Below are 16,583 nucleotides of genomic sequence, written 5' to 3' on the forward strand. Positions count from 1 at the left end.
TAACCGACGATGACCACTACGGTTGAGAAAGTCGTCTTGCCTCCGATTCCCGCGAAGCGCTACTTCACGATCGGTGAAGTCAGCGAACTGTGCGGGGTCAAGCCGCATGTGCTGCGTTATTGGGAACAGGAATTTACTCAACTGCGGCCGGTGAAGCGGCGTGGCAATCGTCGGTATTACCAGCACCACGAAGTGCTGCTGATCCGGCGGATTCGCGAGTTGCTGTACGAGCAGGGATTCACGATCAACGGTGCGCGCAACCGGCTCGATTCGCCGGGCGGCGAGCGGGCCGCAGCGGCACCCGTCGAGCCGGAGGCACAGGTTGCTGATGCGCGCACGCCGGGCAAGCCGGGCGCAACCGTCGACGTCACTGCACTGCGGCAGGCGTTGCTCGACGTGATCGACGGACTGAAGCACGACTGAGCGCGAAGCGCGAAGAATGAAATGAAAAGCCCGGTTGGCGACATGCCACCGGGCTTTTTGCATGGATGTCGGGCACGCGCATCAACGCGATGCGAGCGGATTCTTTTGTCCCATGTCGACGACCAGCGTGCCGTCCGGCAGCATCCGCACCGAGCCCTGCGCAACCTGGCTGCGATAGCCGTACAGGTCGAAACGCATCGGACCAGCCTCCGCCGAATTCCTGATCAGTGCGCGCACGTTCAGTTCGAGCACGTTGAACATCTTCATGTCACCGCCTTCCATCCACATGTAGCTCGGCGCGTCGATCTGCGGCCGTTGCGGCGCGGGCGAACCTGCCACGCGCCTGAACGTGAGGCGCAGCCCGTCGCGCTCGACGGTTGCCTGTCCGAGCTTGCCGTTCAGCACGGGTGGCGGGAACACGGTGTACTGGTCGAGCACGAGCGTGTCGCCGCGCAGTTCCGCACCGCGACGCTGCAATGGCGTCAACGAAGCGAGTTCGATGCCGAGCGAACGCAGCAGCTTCGCCTGCGGAATGCCGAGCACCGATACCTGGGATGGCTTGAACGCGAGGTGCCGGTCGTCGAGCACGGACAGCGAGCCCTTCATGTCGGTCGGCAGCCAGACGCCCGGTACGTGGTTCCACAGCTTGATGCCGCCCTGGACACGCAGGTTCGTGCCGTCCGCGCTCAGTTGCAGGTCGTTGAGCGAGCGCGGCGAGTAGTCGAGCAGATAGTTGTTGAAGAGCGCGGACATCGCCTTCCACGACTCGACGACTGTGCCGCCGAGAATGCGGATGTCGTACTGGTTCGGGTCGTCGAGATCGACGGGTTCGCCGGGGCGCTTCGATACGAGTTCCACGTCTAGATCCTCGACGTGAAAGCCGATATCGCCGGACAGGTTGAAGTCGACGTTGCGCAGATGGATCGTCGGGTTGCGGTTCGACACGTGCCGTTCGTTGAACGGCGTGGTCGACGTGCGCCGCATCGCGACCTTCTGCATGCCCGGGTGAGCGACGTTTGCCGCCAGTGCGTAGGCTTCCCAGTGCTGGCGTACGTCGCGCAGCGCAGTCTGCTGCGCGGCGAGGAAGCTGTCGTTCAGGCGCGCGGCTGCGTTGCCGAGCAGTGCGCCGCTGGCCGGGCCCGCGTACGAAGGCATCCGGATCGCCATCGCACCGCTTTCGTCGAAATTGAAGTAGCCGGCCGACACCTGGTCGCGATAGTGATACAGGTCGAACACGAAAGCCTGGTCACGCTTCGCCGGATCGACCGGACCGATCACGATGTCCGCATTCATCGGCATCGAGCGCATGAACTTCACGTCGCCGCCGCGAATGTACATCGCCTGCTGGGGTGCATTCGCGGGCATCGCGAAGCCGGCATGCGTGCCGTCGTCGAGTTTCAGATCGAGGCCGGCCGGCGTCACGCGCACCGCAGTGATCGTGAGCTTCAGGCGCGGCGGCGGCATCAGCTTGTCGACCGACATCACGAGATCGTCGCCGGCGAGTTGTGCGATCGGCGTCTGGACTTTCAGCAGGTCGGCCATTTTCACGTTGGCCGCGCGCATCACCGGCTGCGCGTTGATGCCCGATACGCGCACACCCGTCGGATGGAACACGAGCTGGCTGCCGTCGCGGATCGCAAGCGTGCCGGTCAGCGAGAACGGCACCCAGCCGTCACGCTGCATCTCGCCTTGCAGGTGAATCACGCCGTCGCCGGCCGACACGGCGAGCTTGCGCAGCGGCGCATTGCGGTAGCCGAAGATGTAGGTGCTGAAGAGCGCGGTCAGCTTCGCGTTGTCGAGCGTGACCGTGCCTTCATGTACGTCGATCTCGAAACTCGTCGGATCGTCGAACACGATCGGCGCGCCGGCCTGCGTCGGCACGAGCGTGGCTGACAACTGATGGATGAAGAAGCCGAGGTTGTTGACGATGCGGAAATCGACGTCGCGCAGGAACGTCATCGCGCCGTTCTGGCCCGAGTCGCGCAACGTGAACGGGCGCGGTTGCGTCAGGCTGATCGATGCAAGCGACGGCACGGTGCGTGCGACCTGCTGTTCGCGCGCGAGGCGTTCGGCTTTGGTGCGTTCGATCTTCGTCGACGCGACCGACGCGTTGCCGTCACGCTGCGCCGACGATTCCGCGCAACCGGCACACACCAGCGTGAGCGCCAGCATGCCGCAGCCGAACACGCGGGATGTCCTCGGCGAGATGGGGCGGGCCGCGCGTTGCGGGCCGGAAATCCAGTCGAAAATTGCCAAAGGCGAGCGATGGCCGCGCCGGACCGCATTCCGCATCGTCTGTCTCCATGTCTTGTCGTGATCGACAGCGGTGCGCGCCATTGCACGGCACGAGCGTCGACGCCGTGCAGTGTGGCATAGCGCGCTAGAGCGGCGTTACCAAACAACGGGCGCGTGGGCAGGGTGGGGCGGCGTGCTGCGGGACAACGGATTCGGGGTGATTGGGCGACCGGATCAAACGGTCGTTTGGTTTGCACGGCCGGTCGGCGGCGGCAGTCGTTGCGCCGCGCAAACCCGCTCCAGCCTTGGCCGGTGCGGGTTCTTCCGGATACGAGGTGCAGCGGCCGCTGCGGTCGAAACGCGGATGCGATCCGGCCCCGTCGAAGCGGCTTGCCGGTGGATCAGACCAGCATGTGCTGCCGGATTGCGTTCAGCGTTGCCTGGTCGAGTTGCAGGCCGTTCGCGATATACGACGCCATCGAGCCGTACGACGCGGTGACCTGATCGAATGCCGCCTGCAGATAGTCGGCGTGCGCGCCTTGCAGTGCGGTCATCATGTCTGCTGCATTTTGTCCTCCGGCTTTTTGGGCCTGGGAGACGGAGGCGGCGATTTCGGCTGCGCTGTACGCGTTGGTCAGCAGGTAGTCGTCGACGATCGTTTGCTGCGGGACGCCGACGATCGTGTGCAGGATGGCGGTTGCCCAGCCGGTGCGATCCTTGCCGGCCGTGCAATGGAACACCAGGTTTTCACCCGTGCCGGCGAAGCCGGCGAACAGCGCGTGATAGCTCGCATGCGCGGTGTCCGACGTCACGAACGCGCGGTACATGCGCAGCATGAAAGCGGTCGCGGTTGCTCCGCTGGTCGGGAGCGGATCGATGCTGGCGGAGCCGAGCACGTTGAGGTTTTGCCAGGCGGCACCGGCGAGCGTCACATCCGGTTGCGTCTTGATTTCGGCGGGCGTGCGCAGGTCGCAGATCTGCTTGATGCCGAGCGTGCCGACGGTCGCGACGTCGGTGCTGGACAGTGCGAGCGCAGACGAGCGATAGATCACGCCTTTCTTCATCTTCGCGCCGCCGGTCGTTGCATAGCCGGTGCCGTCCGGCCCGGCCGTGTCGCGAAAGTTCGGTGCCGAAGCCAGCCGCGGCGTCGTGACCGGTGCGACCGAGATCGAGTCGCCGCCGCATGCCGATAGCAGGGACGTGCTCCCCAGCGCCACGCCTATCGTGCCGGCGCTCAGCCGGAGAAATTGTCGACGGGAGATTTCGTTTTTCTGATGCATTCAATGCCCTTTGTCGAAGACGGTTACAGGACGTCGCGACCGCGGGGTGACCGAAGCCGCCTCCTGTCTCGCGCAACGCGGCAAAGCCGGGCGGGCCGGATCGATCGGCATGCAGTCGGACGGTTCGCCGGGCGCGTCGATCTCGCGCCGGCTAACCGCACGGTAGCGATTTACGGTGAATCGTCCATCGTCCTTTTTGATGAGAGACGCATGCGGATCGCCGACGCGGGCCGTGCATCAACGGATGCGATCGGTGTTGACGGCGAGGTAAGATCGGCATCAGTGGCTGGTTCGATCACAACACGGTAGCCATCACGGGGAAGCGCCATGGACCTGAAGGAAGTCGACGTACTGGGTGCGGGGGTAGGCGATCACTGGTACTACGCGTCGAAGGCGAGTGCGATCCGACGGTTTCTGGGCGGGGCGGGCGCGAACCGGATCCTCGACGTCGGTGCAGGCTCCGGCTTCTTCTCGAAGCACTTGCTGGAGCGTACGCAGGCGTCGGAGGCGTGGTGTGTCGATACGAGCTACGCCGACGATACCGATGGCGAGACGGCTGGCAAGCCCATCCACTTTCGGCGCTCCCTCGATCGATTCGATGCCGATCTCGTGTTGCTGATGGACGTGCTCGAGCATGTCGACGACGATGTCGGTCTGCTCGCGCATTATGTGACGGGCGCGCCTCCCGGCAGCCGGTTCCTGATCACCGTTCCCGCGTTCCAGTTCCTCTGGAGCGGACATGACGATTTTCTCGAACACAAGCGCCGATATACGCTGGGCAGTCTCGAGGATGTGGTGCGTCGCGCGGGGCTCGACGTCGAGCACGGCGCTTATTACTTCGGTCTCACGTTTCCACTGGCGGCCGCGTTGCGGCTCGGCGAGCGGGTGCGTCGGCAACCGCGCGAGCCGGCATCGCAACTGCGCCGTCACCATCCGCTCGTCAACGGCCTGCTCAAGACGATCTGCCGCATCGAGTTGCCGATGTTCCGCTTCAATCGCGTCGCCGGGTTGACGGTCATCTGTGTCGCACGCAAGCCGTGAAGCCGTGAATGCGATGCGGGGCCATGCGGCCGCTGTGCAGGTCGCTATGTCATGCGCGGCATTGGTTTCATCTGGGTCGTCACGCCAAAAAATTTCACAAGAACATTCACAAAATGCATGCGACCCGATTCTAAATCGGAAAAGTCTCTGTTATACTTTTCTTCTTTCGGGGCGTAGCGCAGCCTGGTAGCGTACCTGCATGGGGTGCAGGTGGTCGGAGGTTCAAATCCTCTCGCCCCGACCAGACAAGAACCCGCGTCGGCTTAGGCTGACGCGGGTTTTTTCTTGCCGGTCGCTTTTTTGCACATCGCGGCGCGGCCCCGGTAAAATCCAAGGTTGATCCACGGAAAGCGCCGTGATTTAGCGGAAGAGGATTCCCCGAACATGACTGATCTTCGTCTTACCATGCGGTTCGCTGCAGTGCTCGCCACCGGCGCGCTCGTTGCCGGTTGCGGTACGTCGTCGCCCACGAAAGTGGACTACAAGAGCGATTCGAAATCGAAGGAAGCGTCGCTCGCAGTGCCGCCCAACATGCTCGACGAGACGGCCGATCAGCGTTCGCTGCCGCCCCAGGGCGGCGCGACTTCCCTGTCTGCGCTTCAGCAGGTCCAGCAGGCGGCGCCTGCGCTGGACACGGTTGCTCCGGCCGTGACCGGCATGCATATCCAGCGCGACGGCACCGAGAGCTGGCTCGTGATCGACGGCAAGCAGCCTGCCGACGTCTGGCCGCAGGTCCGTCGCTTCTGGCAGGAGCAGGGCTTCCTGCTCGTCGTCGACCAGCGCGACAAGGGCGTGATGGAAACCGACTGGAACGAAACCCATCCGCAGATCAACGATGGCTTGATCCGCAGCGTGATCTCGAAGGCGATGGGCAACTCGTACGTGACGGCTGAGCGCAACAAGTACCGCACGCGTCTCGATTCGGCGCCGAATGGCGGCACCTACGTGTTCATCAGCCAGAAGGGGATGCGCGAAGCGATCACGGGCTCGAACAACGATTCGAGCAAGTGGGAAGCGAAGCCGAACGATCCGGCACTCGAGACCGAGTACCTGAAGCGGCTGATGGCCGTGCTCGCGCAGAACGAGCAGCGCGCGAAGAATGGCGAGCCGCCGATCGCGAACATCAAGGACAACACGGTACCGAAGGACAAGAAGGCGGACACCGACGCATCGTCGAAGGCGGCTGCAGCGATTGCCGCGCAAAACGTCAGCCGCACGTCCGCGCAAGGCAACGATGCGGCCGACGCGGCCGTGCCGTCGGAAGTCACGCTTGGCGAGCCGTACGACCGGTCGTGGCTGCACGTCGGTCTCGCGCTCGACCGTGCGAACTTCACGGTCGACGATCGCGATCGTTCGAAGGGCCTATATTTCGTGCGCTATGTCGATCCGAAGGATCTGACTTCGGCTGAGCAAGGCTTCTGGAGTCAGCTGTTCCACGGCAAGAAGGAAAAGCAGGCGAAGCAGTACCGTGTCAACGTGAAGGCGCTCACGGCCGACCAGACGCGTGTGGCGGTCGTAGACGATTCGGGTGCGATCGACGCGTCGTCACCCGCTCGCCAGATCATGGGGCTGCTCGTGAATCAGCTCCGCTGATTTCGGCGTTTCTCCGCACCAGTGAAAAGCCCGCCGCATGGCGGGCTTTTTCATGGCCGCTCGCCGGCGCACACGTGAGCCGGAGGTTCGGTCCCTCCTCGTGACGTTACGTAACATCCGCGCGTTACGGCGGCAAAACACATGCCGTATTGTCGTCGGTTAAAAATTTGTCCTTATAAATCAATAGGGTGGCCGGCTTGCTTTGGCTGGCACGCAACCTGCTTTATATGTTGGAATTGTTGAAACAGGGAGGATGGCGTCAGATACCGGGGGTGCGCCGCGAACGCCCGATCAACGGTATCGACGTCTTCGAATGCCGGCGTGACCAGCGTCGGCGCAACTGATGATGATCCGCGCCAGCGTGCGGATCTCGATGGCCCCGTCGCCTATCCTCGTAGGGCGACGGTTTCGCCCGCGCTTCTCTGAAGCGCGGGCTATTTTTTTGGGGCCGTCGTGCGGTGCCGTGCTGACGCAGTCGACGCACGATTCGCGTATTCTCGGACTTTTCCAGATGAAGGGAGGCGGAATGGCGGAAATTGCAGTCGTGGCGCTGATCGTGGCGAAGCCGGGCGCCGAGGAGAAGTTGCGCGTCCAGCTCGAAGGGATCGTCGAGCCGACCCGCAACGAAGCAGGTGCATTGCAGTACGACCTGCACCGTGACCTGAAGGAGCCGGCGCGGTTCGTATTTGTCGAGCGCTGGGAAAGCGAGGAGGCGCTTGCTGCCCATGCGCGCTCCGCGCACATTCTCGCTTATCGCGAAGCGGCCGCGAACTGGATCGAGCGTTCCGAAATCCGCGTGCTGTCGAAGCTCGTCTGAGCCGGGTGGGGCGACCGGACGTGTCCGGTCGCGGAGTGTGTCAGTGCGACGTGCTGGGGACGTCGAGGATCAGGATGATCGTCCAGTCGGCGTCGCCGTCGTGATGATACTGGCGCTCGGCGACGATGAACGGTTGCTGCTTGCCTTGCGGGCCGAGGAAAAGCACATCGCCCTCCATCGGCAGGCACTCGATCGGCGGCAGCGCGAGGAACGCGTCGGCCGAGCCGCGGGGCATCAGTTGCTTGATCTGGCGAGTGGCGGCTTCGGTCCACTCGATGTCGAGTTGAATGTTGCTCATGCTGTCCTCCGCACCGGGGTGCGCACGGGTGGAAAATTTCGGTGCGCGACTTTAGCACAGCGCACGGGCGCCGCAACCAAAAAAGCCGAACCCGGTTGCCCGGATTCGGCTTTTCGCTTGTGCGGTGCCGCCGAATTTACTGGCTGGCAGCGTCTGCGGCCTTGGCAGCCTTCTTGCCGGCCTTCTTCGCGGCAGCCTTGTGGTGAGCAGCCTTCTTGCCGTGGTGATGCTCTTCCTGCATCGCCGGCTGTGCGGCTTCGGCCGCTTGCTGCTGCTGCAGCGCCTGTGCGCGCTGCTCGATCTCGGAGATCTTGGCCGGATCGGTAATCGTCTTGATTTCCGTGCTCTCTTGCGCATACGCTGCGCCAGTCAGCGCCGACATCGCTACCAGGATAGCCAGGGACGTCTTCTTCATTGCTTTACCTCCGCTAAGTGGTGATGAACCCGAGTGTTGCCGTTTTGTCTGGCGACTGCAATCGAGTGCGTGTCGAGTGTAACAAAAGTGACGGATCAATGTGCATCGGATCGCGGCGCGACGCAAGGCCCCGTTGAAGTCGCGCAACACTTCGCACACTTCGTCACGCGCCTGCCATCGTCGTCGCCGCAGTCATTTCCGCTCCGGTTTCCCGCAGCCTTCAGAACCACCCGAGCCATCGATAAACGTGGAATTGCGCGATGCCGACCAGTTCGTGCAGCGCCTGCTCGGCGTTGGCCACATTGCGCCAGCGTGGCAGCCAGCCCGTTTGCGCGCGCCGGCGATTCGCATAAACGGGCTGCGGGTCGATCCCGAAACGGCGGAAATCGAGCAATGCGCGGCGCATCTGGTATGACGAAGTGACGAGAATGCGTGCGTCGTCATACTGTGAGCGTAGTATAGGTGCAGTGAATTCCGCATTTTCGTAGGTTGTGCGGCTATCCGGTTCCAGAACGAGGTTCGCGGGAGCGATGCCTTCCGCGATGAGCTGTCGCCCGTAGACAGCCGCCTCGGTTTCGCCGTGATGCTGCGGGTCGCCGCCCGACATCACGACGGTGCAGTGCTCGGCCTGCTGGCGGCAGGTGCGGTAGAGCGCCGCGATCTTGTGGATGCGGGCGGCTCCGTCAGGTGGCGGCCGCAGCCCGAAGTCGGTGCGCTGCGTCCCCGCGCCGATGAGAATCAACGTGGTCCGCCCGTGCATGTCCGGGTGCTCGACGGGTACGACGCCCGCCTCGGTCCAGGCGATCAGCGGCGCGGTGAGCCAGCCAGTCGCGAGCAGCCAGAACAGCGCAACGGCGGCGATCGAGATGATTCTCCGCCGCTTGCGGCAGAGCATGAAACAGATGAAGAGAAGTACAAATGAATCGAACAGAATCAATTTGATTGGGGTATGGTGTCTTTTTATGGACGGCTGACGATCCGGCCCTGACGCGACGCCGAACGTCGGCCTCCAGAATCGGTGGCGGTATCGGCGGGCGGAGACCCGCCCGGCGCGCCGCTTCGCATTGTCGCTGCACTTTAAGAAAGAATCGAGATGGCCACGTATTCCAACGAAGCGGTGCTCGACGCATTGAGACGAGTGCAGTACCGCCAGGTACCGTGGGCACGCCGCCCGGGCGTGTTCGAGTATCTCCGTTCGCTCGGGCTGATGGACACGGTCAGGCAGAAAACCGTTGCACCCGCGCCGGGCTTCCACGCACCGGTCGACATTGCCGTGCTGACCGAAAGCGGTCGAGCCGAATTCTCGCGCCTCGAGCGCGACGAGAAACTACTTTCCTGGACTGATCGCCGCATGGCCGACTACGCATTGAGCGAAGCGAGTGCCGTGGCGATTCTCGAAAGCCGTCTGTAGCGGCCGATCGTCCCGCCGCGCGCATCGCCGCGCGGCCGGCGATGCCCCAAAAAAAAGCCCGTATCACGAGGATACGGGCGTACCGGATACTTTTGCTGTTGCCACGCTGTGCTCATGGCAACGTTGTGACTCGTCGTATGCGGCGCAGTTCCCGGCGGCGGGCATTTTCTTTGGCGAAATCCTGAAATTGGCAGGACTACGGATGACGCGGTGCGTCCAACGGCTGCGAGCCGGTGCGCGCGCGCGCATTGCTGGCGATGTCGCCGCGCAGGTCTCCGCGCGGCACGGTCTGCCGACTGGGCGGGTTGGCGGACGGCGGCTGGCGGAGCGTGTTCCGGTGGTCCTGCTGGCGATGGGGCGGCTTCGCGCGATCGTCGGCGTGGGCTGGAGCGGACAACGCCAGGGAAATGACAATGCCGCATGCAACGAGCAGTGACATTGGTTTCATGGCGGGGCTCCCTTCAAGCCGTCGGCGCGGCCTGTTGATATGTCGCTAAGGTAAGCGTGGGAGTGCAGGCTTGCTGTAAATATTGGTAAATAGATGTATCGCGGTGCGACAGCGGTAATCGACGGCAACGCAGGCGTCGCGAACAGGCCGCGTCGCAGAATGAAACCGGGCGGCCGAAGCCGCCCGATCGAGCATTCGTTACGCCATCTTGACGGGCGCGCGCCAGGATTCCGGATTGGTCCAGAATGCGCCGCGCAGCCGGTCGCGGCTCGGCGGTGCGGGCGGCTTCGCAGCGCTTGCACCGATGCGCCCGCGCAGGGAGATCTGCCGGCCGCTCGTGCCGAGTCGCTTCACGATTTCGGCGAGCGTGCCGTCCGCCTGCCATTCGTCGAAGCGACGGCGGCAAGTCGGCGGCGACGGATAGCGGCCCGGCAGCTTCGACCAGCCTTCGCCCGTCGACAGCACCCACAGCACGGCGTTCACCACCGAGCGGGCTTCCACGCGGGGGCGGCCGCGCCGCTCACTCCGTGCGGGTTCCGAGCAAAACAGACCCTCGACCAGCGCCCACTCGTTATCTCTCAAATCGTCGAACAGCATCATGTCCTCACCTCAGCGAAGCTAACTCCGGTGCGCTGCCCTGCGCCGCGCACTCTTCAAGCACTCGATCGTCGAGTGCCGGGTGGGGGCGTCCGGTTGGCCGGCAGCGGCGTTTCTGCTCTTCCGTCCGACGAAACCTGCGCCCTGTGCGCCAGGTTATGCACGAAGCGTGCCATGTCGGAGGTAATTCCCTTGAGAGCCGCTTGGCAGCGAGCTAACGGCTAAGTCAGCTAGGGGCGTATAAGACGCCAAAATAACCCGCCAGCAAATCGGGACAATCACCAATCTTGTGCAGTTCGCCCGCGCCACGTGCGTTCGCGTATGTATTGCACCGCAGCGAAACATGTGGGGCGGGTGCCTGATTCGCACATCGAGGCCGGATTCGCGCATTAAAATCGCGCATCGATATCGCCGATTGATGAGGTCAGGAAATGAACGTCACGCTGCGCCAGCTTCGCGTCTTCATCGAGGTCGCGCGGCTCAAGAGCTTCAGTCGCGCGGGCGACGAAATCGGGCTCACGCAGTCCGCGGTCAGCCGCTGCGTGCGCGAGCTCGAGGCCGAGCTCGGGTTGAAACTGATCGACCGCACGACGCGCGACGTGCAGTTGACCGATGTCGGTGCGAACCTGATCGCGAGCGTGTCTCGTCTGCTCGACGATCTCGACGACACGCTGCGCGAGATTCGCGAGATCGGCGAGCAGCGCCGGGGGCGCGTGATCGTCGCGGCCAGCCCGACAATCGCATGCCGGCTGATGCCGCGCGTGGTCGCGTCGTGCGAGCGCCAGTTCCCGTTCGTGACGCTGGGCTTGCGCGACGACGTGCAGAGCGACGTCTTGCGCAAGGTGAAGTCGAGCGAGGTCGATTTCGGCGTCGTGATCGGGCCGCTCACGATTGCCGATCTCGTCTGCGAGCCGCTGATGACCGATTCGTTCTGCCTTGTCGCGCGCGCCGACCATCCGCTCGCGGCGCGTGCCGAGGTGCCCTGGACGGCGCTGGACGGCGAGCGACTCGTGCTCCTCGATCATGCGTCGGGAAGCCGGCCGCTGATCGATGCGGCGCTGGCCGCCCATCGCGTCAACGCGACGGTCATGCAGGAGCTAGGGCATTCGGCGACCGTGTTCGGGCTCGTCGAGGCCGGCGTCGGTGTGAGCGTGCAGCCGTGGCTGTCGCTGCCGCTACCTGCCGGCTCGACGCTCGTCGCGCGGCCGCTCACGCCGCGCACCGAACGCACGGTCGAGCTGGTGCGCCGCCGCGACAGGTCGTTGTCGCCGGCTGCGCAGGCGATCTGGGAACTCGTGCGGCAGATGCCGGCGAGGGCGGAGGATCTCGACTGACGCGTACCGACGCGCGCCGGTACACTACGCGGATCGTGTTCCTCGAAGGTGGTTCTCGATGGCGCATTACGAAGATTCTCTTCCGGTGGCCGGCGCGCCGGCGGCGCGCGACGCGGTGCGCGCGTTGCGTCCGTCGCTGATCCGGGAAGTGGCAAACGCCGGCTTTGGTGTGCCGGACATGCTGCCGTTCTGGTTCGGCGAATCCGATCGCGTGACGCCGGACTTCATCCGCGATGCCGCTGCGGCGGCGCTGCGCGATGGCGAAACCTTCTACACGCACAACCTCGGTACCGCGCCGCTGCGCGACGCGATTGCGGCCTACGTCAGCGCCCGTCACGGTGCGACGGCGGCCGACACCGTGGCCGTGACGAGTTCGGGCGTGAGCGCGCTGATGCTGGCCGCACAGATGCTGGTCGGTCCGGGCGAGCGCGTCGTCGCGGTTACGCCGCTGTGGCCGAATCTCGTCGAGATTCCGAAGATTCTCGGGGCGCAGGTCGAATGCGTGCCGCTCGGCTATGGCGATGCGGGCTGGCAGCTCGATATCGGGCGGCTGCTTGCGGCGCTGACGCCCGATACACGGGTGTTGCTGATCAATTCGCCGAACAATCCGACCGGCTGGACGATGTCGCGCGACGACCAGCAAGCCGTGCTCGCCCATTGCCGCCGCCACGGCATCTGGCTGGTTGCCGACGAGGTGTACGAGCGGCTCGCGTTCGGCGCGGGCGGCGCGCCATCGTTCCTCGACATCGCGTCGCGCGACGAGCGGGTCGTCGTCGTTAATTCATTTTCGAAGGCGTGGGCGATGACGGGCTGGCGCCTGGGATGGCTCATTGCGCCGGCGACGGTGATGGGTGATCTGTCGAAGCTCGTCGAATACAACACGTCGTGTGCGCCAGGTTTCGCGCAGGCCGCAGGTGAAGTCGCGCTGCGCGATGGCGAGCCGTTCGTGCGGTCGCTCGTCGCGGCTCTGCGCGACGCGCGCGATCACCTGGTTGCCGCGCTGCGCACCCTGCCGGGTGTCGAGGTGCCGCCACCGCCGGGCGCGATGTACCTGTTCCTGCGCCTGCCGGGCGCGGCCGACAGTCTGGCATTCTGCAAGACGCTGGTGCGCGACGCGGGGCTCGGCCTTGCGCCCGGCCGCGCCTTCGGTCCGGAGGGGGAGGGGTTCGTGCGCTGGTGCTACGCGTGCGATCCGGCACGACTCGACGCGGGCGTCGAGCGGCTGCGCCGGTTCCTCGAGCGCGGAGCGGGCGCCCGCTGAAGCGGGGCCGGAGCGGAATCGGCGCGCTGGCGGCAACCCGTTCGGCTCATCTTTACGCACCGGGCAATTTTGCGTAATATGGCGCTCAGTCACGCGGTTCCGTCGTTGAGCCGTGCTGTTCCGTCCGGTTTGGGCCTGACCTGAAGTTGGTTCGCCGCCCCCGGTTCGTGCTCCCATCAATATGACCGATCAGAATCGGGCGAGCGCGTCTTCCGTTCATTTCGTCTGTTTATTGATCCGGTTCGTTTGACCACAGGGTCTGGCCTAGCTGCATGAATACCCAAGAGGCGAAGATCGTCCTCGAGACTGCTTTGATCTGCGCGCAGGAACCGCTGAAGCTCGGCGATTTGCGCAAGCTCTTTGCCGACGGCGTGTCGGCTGACACGGTCCGCACGTTGCTCGAAGATCTGAAACAGGATTGGTCCGGCCGCGGCGTCGAACTGGTGGCGCTGGCGACCGGATGGCGCTTCCAGAGCAAGCCGGCGATGCGTCACTATCTGGATCGCCTGCATCCCGAGAAGCCGCCGAAATATTCGCGCGCGGTGCTCGAAACGCTCGCGATCATCGCGTACCGGCAGCCCGTCACGCGCGGCGACATCGAAGAGATTCGCGGCGTCACGGTCAATACGCAGGTGGTCAAGCAACTCGAGGATCGGGGCTGGATCGAAGTGATCGGTCATCGCGACGTGCCGGGGCGCCCGGCGCTGTATGCGACGACCAAGCAGTTCCTCGACGACCTGGGCCTGAAGGCGCTCGACGACCTGCCTGCGCTCGAAGAGCCCGCAGCGAACATCGAGGCCGCGCTGCTGGCGCAGCAGGCAATGGATTTCGATGGGGACATGGCGATTGCCGAAGATGCAGCGGGCGACGCGCCGCAGGCGGGCGAGGCATCCGTCGACCAGTCGGCAGGATTGCCGGGTGGTTTCGCGGCGGACGTCGTGTCGACGCAGGAAATCGCGAGCCGCGATACGCTCGATGCTGATCGCGGGCAAACGGAACAATTGGAACAGGCTGGTGCCGAAACAGTGCCAACCGGTGTGCAGCCCGAGCCGCTGCATGCGGATTGGAGCGAGGAAGATCGCAAGCCGGCTGCCGAAGCGGTTGCCGGAGACGGAGCGGAAGCGGCCGGCGACATGCCCGGCGAGGCTGGACAAGCCGACGCCCCCCGTTCCCGTCCTGCGGACGGCGAGATGCTGGACGACACGTCCGACAGTCTCGCCGATGCCGTACGAAGCGCCAGTGCACCCATCGGTGCCGACGCGCTGCCGGACGACGAAGCAGAACCTGAACAGCGTCGCGCCTGATCGCGGCCAACTTCTTGCCGCGCCCGCGCCGGGCGCGAGACCTGACATTTTGAGGTTGTTTTGACAGATATCCACGATATTGAGTCGTCCGCGCCTGCCGTGCAGGCAGCGCGTGCCGACGATGCACCGGAGCAGGGCGCTTCGGCCGAGGGTGGCGACGAGCGTCCCCGCCGCGGTCTGCGGCGAGGCCCGCGCAGCCTGATCGCGCGGCGTCGCGCGGCAGCCAAGTCGAAGGGCGCCGAAGGCGAGCCGCAGGGCGGTGAAGGTGCTGACGCGCAGCCGGCCGAAGCCGCTGAAGCGCAGCAGCCGGCGCGTGCGCCGCGCAAGGAAGGTGCGGCCAAGGGCGGCCGCAAGCCGGCCGGCAAGCGCGAGAGTGCGGCCAAGGCCCAGGGCGGCCAGGGTGGCCAGGGCCGTCGCGGCGGTGCATCGAAGACTGAAGGTGGCGCGGCGAAGGCGGAAGGCGACGCGTCCGAGGACGAACTGTTCGCCTACGTGACGTCCCCGGCATTCGACGCGGACAACTCCGCGGGCGGTAGCGGTGTACGAGCGCCGATGCTGCGTCGCGGCCGCAACCAGCAGCCGGCCAACAAGCGCGTGCTGTCGCCGGACGACGACGCGCCGAAGCTTCACAAGGTGCTGGCGGAGGCGGGCATGGGCTCGCGCCGCGAAATGGAAGAGCTGATTGTTGCCGGCCGCGTGTCGGTGAACGGCGAGCCCGCGCACATCGGCCAGCGCATCATGCCGACCGATCAGGTGCGGATCAACGGCAAGCCGGTCAAGCGCAAGCTGCCGAACAAGCCGCCGCGCGTGCTGCTGTACCACAAGCCGACTGGCGAGATCGTCAGCCACGCGGATCCGGAAGGCCGTCCGTCGGTGTTCGATCGCCTGCCGCCGATGAAGACGGCGAAATGGCTTGCGGTCGGCCGCCTCGACTTCAATACCGAAGGTCTGCTGATGCTGACGACTTCGGGCGACCTCGCGAACCGTTTCATGCATCCGCGCTACAGCGTCGAGCGCGAGTATGCGGTGCGCGTCGTCGGTGAGCTGGCGGAAGGGATGCGGCAGAAGTTGCTGCACGGCGTCGAGCTCGATGACGGTCCGGCGAATTTCCTGCGCATCCGCGATGGCGGCGGCGAAGGGACGAACCACTGGTATCACGTCGCGCTGGCCGAAGGCCGCAACCGCGAAGTGCGCCGGATGTTCGAGGCGGTCGGCCTGATGGTGAGCCGCCTGATCCGTACGCGTCACGGCCCGATCCCGCTGCCGCGCGGCCTGAAGCGCGGCCGCTGGGAAGAGCTCGACGACGCGCAAGTGCGCACGCTGATGGCGACCGTCGGCCTGAAGGCGCCGACCGAGGAGAAGGGCAAGCGCGGCGGTGCCGGCCAGACCGAGCGCCGCCAGCCCGATCCGATGGAGACGTCGATGGGTTTCATCGGTCGTGAGCCGGTGCTGACGACGCACGGGCAGCTTGATCAGCCGCGTCGCGGTGGCGGCCGTCGCGGTGCGCCGGGCCTGCCGGGCCTGAGCGGCTACGGCAGCCTGCCGGTTTCGCCGTCGGGCTACGGTAACCGTACCGGCGGTGGTCGTGACGGCAACCGGGGTACTGGCGGCCGCGACGGCAACCGCGCAGGCGGCGGCCGTGATGTCGACGGCAATCGCGCATCGTACGGCGCGGGCCCCAAGCGCGAAGGCGCGGGCGGCAAGCGCGGCGGCAGCAAGGGTGGCGGCAATCGCAATCCGAACGGCAATCGGGCTGAAGGCGCCGGCAGTGGCGGTGGTCCGCGCGGCGGCCAGCGCCCGCAGCGCAGCCGTACGCGCAGCCGCTAAACGCGCATTGGCGCACGGCGGCGCAAAGCCGCCGGCGTGCCGGCCCGATCGGCATCCCGCCGATTTTGCCGCCACGGCGTATCGCGCTGATCGCTTTCGACTATATATATGTCGCGTGCCGCTGCATCGCAGCCGGCATGACCGATCTCCGGCCTGGCAGGATGGTGCTGGCTGATCGGATAACCCGATTTCGGATTTTTGGGTCGGTAAAGGCGGGCGACACGCTGCTTTTACCGGCTGGCTTGGCGTTTGCGCCAAAAATCGCTATAATCGCGGAGTCGCTGGGCGTACGGATTCAA

Annotated in this window: 15 protein-coding genes, 1 tRNA gene and 1 pseudogene; 10 read left to right on the plus strand and 7 right to left on the minus strand. The window is 65.2% G+C overall.

Annotated features, from left to right (window positions below; translation table 11 throughout):
- Positions 1-9 precede the first annotated feature (9 nt).
- On the plus strand, positions 10-423 hold the full coding sequence (locus ACPTTF_RS07660) for a MerR family transcriptional regulator (protein ID WP_423370785.1): 414 nt from the start codon (positions 10-12) through the stop codon (positions 421-423).
- Between the two features lie 81 nt (positions 424-504).
- Here ACPTTF_RS07660 and ACPTTF_RS07665 read toward each other — a convergent pair whose 3' ends face one another.
- Both ACPTTF_RS07665 and ACPTTF_RS07670 read right to left on the minus strand, forming a co-directional pair.
- A complete protein-coding gene (locus tag ACPTTF_RS07665; RefSeq protein WP_423370786.1) occupies positions 505-2,715 on the minus strand; it encodes a hypothetical protein in 2,211 nt (736 codons plus the stop codon).
- A 344-nt stretch (positions 2,716-3,059) separates the two neighbouring features.
- Positions 3,060-3,875 carry a tyrosine-protein phosphatase gene (locus tag ACPTTF_RS07670; RefSeq protein WP_347814787.1) on the minus strand — a complete coding sequence of 272 codons (816 nt, stop codon included), beginning with the start codon at positions 3,873-3,875 and terminating at the stop codon, positions 3,060-3,062.
- A 390-nt stretch (positions 3,876-4,265) separates the two neighbouring features.
- Here ACPTTF_RS07670 and ACPTTF_RS07675 point away from each other — a divergent pair, with 390 nt between their 5' ends.
- The 4 genes from ACPTTF_RS07675 (at position 4,266) to ACPTTF_RS07690 (ending at position 7,389) form a co-directional block, all read left to right on the plus strand.
- Entirely contained in the window at positions 4,266-4,979 is a 714-nt protein-coding gene (locus ACPTTF_RS07675; RefSeq protein WP_423370787.1) for a methyltransferase domain-containing protein, read from the plus strand.
- 167 nt (positions 4,980-5,146) lie between these two features.
- Positions 5,147-5,223, plus strand: a tRNA-Pro gene (locus tag ACPTTF_RS07680).
- A 140-nt stretch (positions 5,224-5,363) separates the two neighbouring features.
- Positions 5,364-6,572 (plus strand): outer membrane protein assembly factor BamC, encoded by a 1,209-nt coding sequence (gene bamC, locus ACPTTF_RS07685; protein ID WP_423370788.1) that lies wholly within the window; start codon positions 5,364-5,366, stop codon positions 6,570-6,572.
- A 526-nt stretch (positions 6,573-7,098) separates the two neighbouring features.
- A complete protein-coding gene (locus tag ACPTTF_RS07690; protein ID WP_423371854.1) occupies positions 7,099-7,389 on the plus strand; it encodes a putative quinol monooxygenase in 291 nt (96 codons plus the stop codon).
- 40 nt (positions 7,390-7,429) lie between these two features.
- On the opposite strand, the gene ACPTTF_RS07695 is transcribed toward ACPTTF_RS07690, so the two are convergent.
- The 3 genes from ACPTTF_RS07695 to ACPTTF_RS07705 form a co-directional block, all read right to left on the minus strand.
- Complete coding sequence (locus ACPTTF_RS07695; RefSeq protein ID WP_011351788.1) at positions 7,430-7,687, minus strand: hypothetical protein; 258 nt, start codon at positions 7,685-7,687, stop codon at positions 7,430-7,432.
- 136 nt (positions 7,688-7,823) lie between these two features.
- Positions 7,824-8,102, minus strand: a complete 279-nt coding sequence (locus tag ACPTTF_RS07700; RefSeq protein WP_011351789.1) for a hypothetical protein — start codon at positions 8,100-8,102, stop codon at positions 7,824-7,826.
- Positions 8,103-8,322: 220 nt separating this feature from the next.
- Positions 8,323-9,039 (minus strand): YdcF family protein, encoded by a 717-nt coding sequence (locus ACPTTF_RS07705; protein ID WP_423370789.1) that lies wholly within the window; start codon positions 9,037-9,039, stop codon positions 8,323-8,325.
- Between the two features lie 156 nt (positions 9,040-9,195).
- Here ACPTTF_RS07705 and ACPTTF_RS07710 point away from each other — a divergent pair, with 156 nt between their 5' ends.
- Complete coding sequence (locus ACPTTF_RS07710; RefSeq protein WP_011351791.1) at positions 9,196-9,513, plus strand: hypothetical protein; 318 nt, start codon at positions 9,196-9,198, stop codon at positions 9,511-9,513.
- Between the two features lie 196 nt (positions 9,514-9,709).
- Here ACPTTF_RS07710 and ACPTTF_RS07715 read toward each other — a convergent pair whose 3' ends face one another.
- A complete protein-coding gene (locus ACPTTF_RS07715; RefSeq protein ID WP_423370790.1) occupies positions 9,710-9,961 on the minus strand; it encodes a hypothetical protein in 252 nt (83 codons plus the stop codon).
- Positions 9,962-10,162: 201 nt separating this feature from the next.
- Positions 10,163-10,558: pseudogene (locus ACPTTF_RS07720) on the minus strand (transposase); the annotation flags it as partial.
- A 431-nt stretch (positions 10,559-10,989) separates the two neighbouring features.
- Here ACPTTF_RS07720 and ACPTTF_RS07725 point away from each other — a divergent pair.
- The 4 genes from ACPTTF_RS07725 to rluB all read left to right on the plus strand — a co-directional run bounded on the left by ACPTTF_RS07725 (position 10,990) and on the right by rluB (position 16,284).
- The gene (locus ACPTTF_RS07725; RefSeq protein ID WP_166964054.1) at positions 10,990-11,892 is read left to right on the plus strand and encodes a LysR family transcriptional regulator; all 903 of its coding nucleotides are present in this window, start codon (positions 10,990-10,992) and stop codon (positions 11,890-11,892) included.
- Between the two features lie 58 nt (positions 11,893-11,950).
- The gene (locus tag ACPTTF_RS07730) at positions 11,951-13,153 is read left to right on the plus strand and encodes a pyridoxal phosphate-dependent aminotransferase (protein ID WP_423370791.1); all 1,203 of its coding nucleotides are present in this window, start codon (positions 11,951-11,953) and stop codon (positions 13,151-13,153) included.
- A 272-nt stretch (positions 13,154-13,425) separates the two neighbouring features.
- The gene (scpB, locus tag ACPTTF_RS07735; protein ID WP_423370792.1) at positions 13,426-14,457 is read left to right on the plus strand and encodes an SMC-Scp complex subunit ScpB; all 1,032 of its coding nucleotides are present in this window, start codon (positions 13,426-13,428) and stop codon (positions 14,455-14,457) included.
- Between the two features lie 60 nt (positions 14,458-14,517).
- Entirely contained in the window at positions 14,518-16,284 is a 1,767-nt protein-coding gene (gene rluB / locus ACPTTF_RS07740; RefSeq protein WP_423370793.1) for a 23S rRNA pseudouridine(2605) synthase RluB, read from the plus strand.
- Positions 16,285-16,583: the final 299 nt, after the last annotated feature.

The sequence above is a fragment of the Burkholderia crassaminum genome (assembly GCF_964265005.1).
Classification (GTDB): Bacteria; Pseudomonadota; Gammaproteobacteria; order Burkholderiales; family Burkholderiaceae; genus Burkholderia.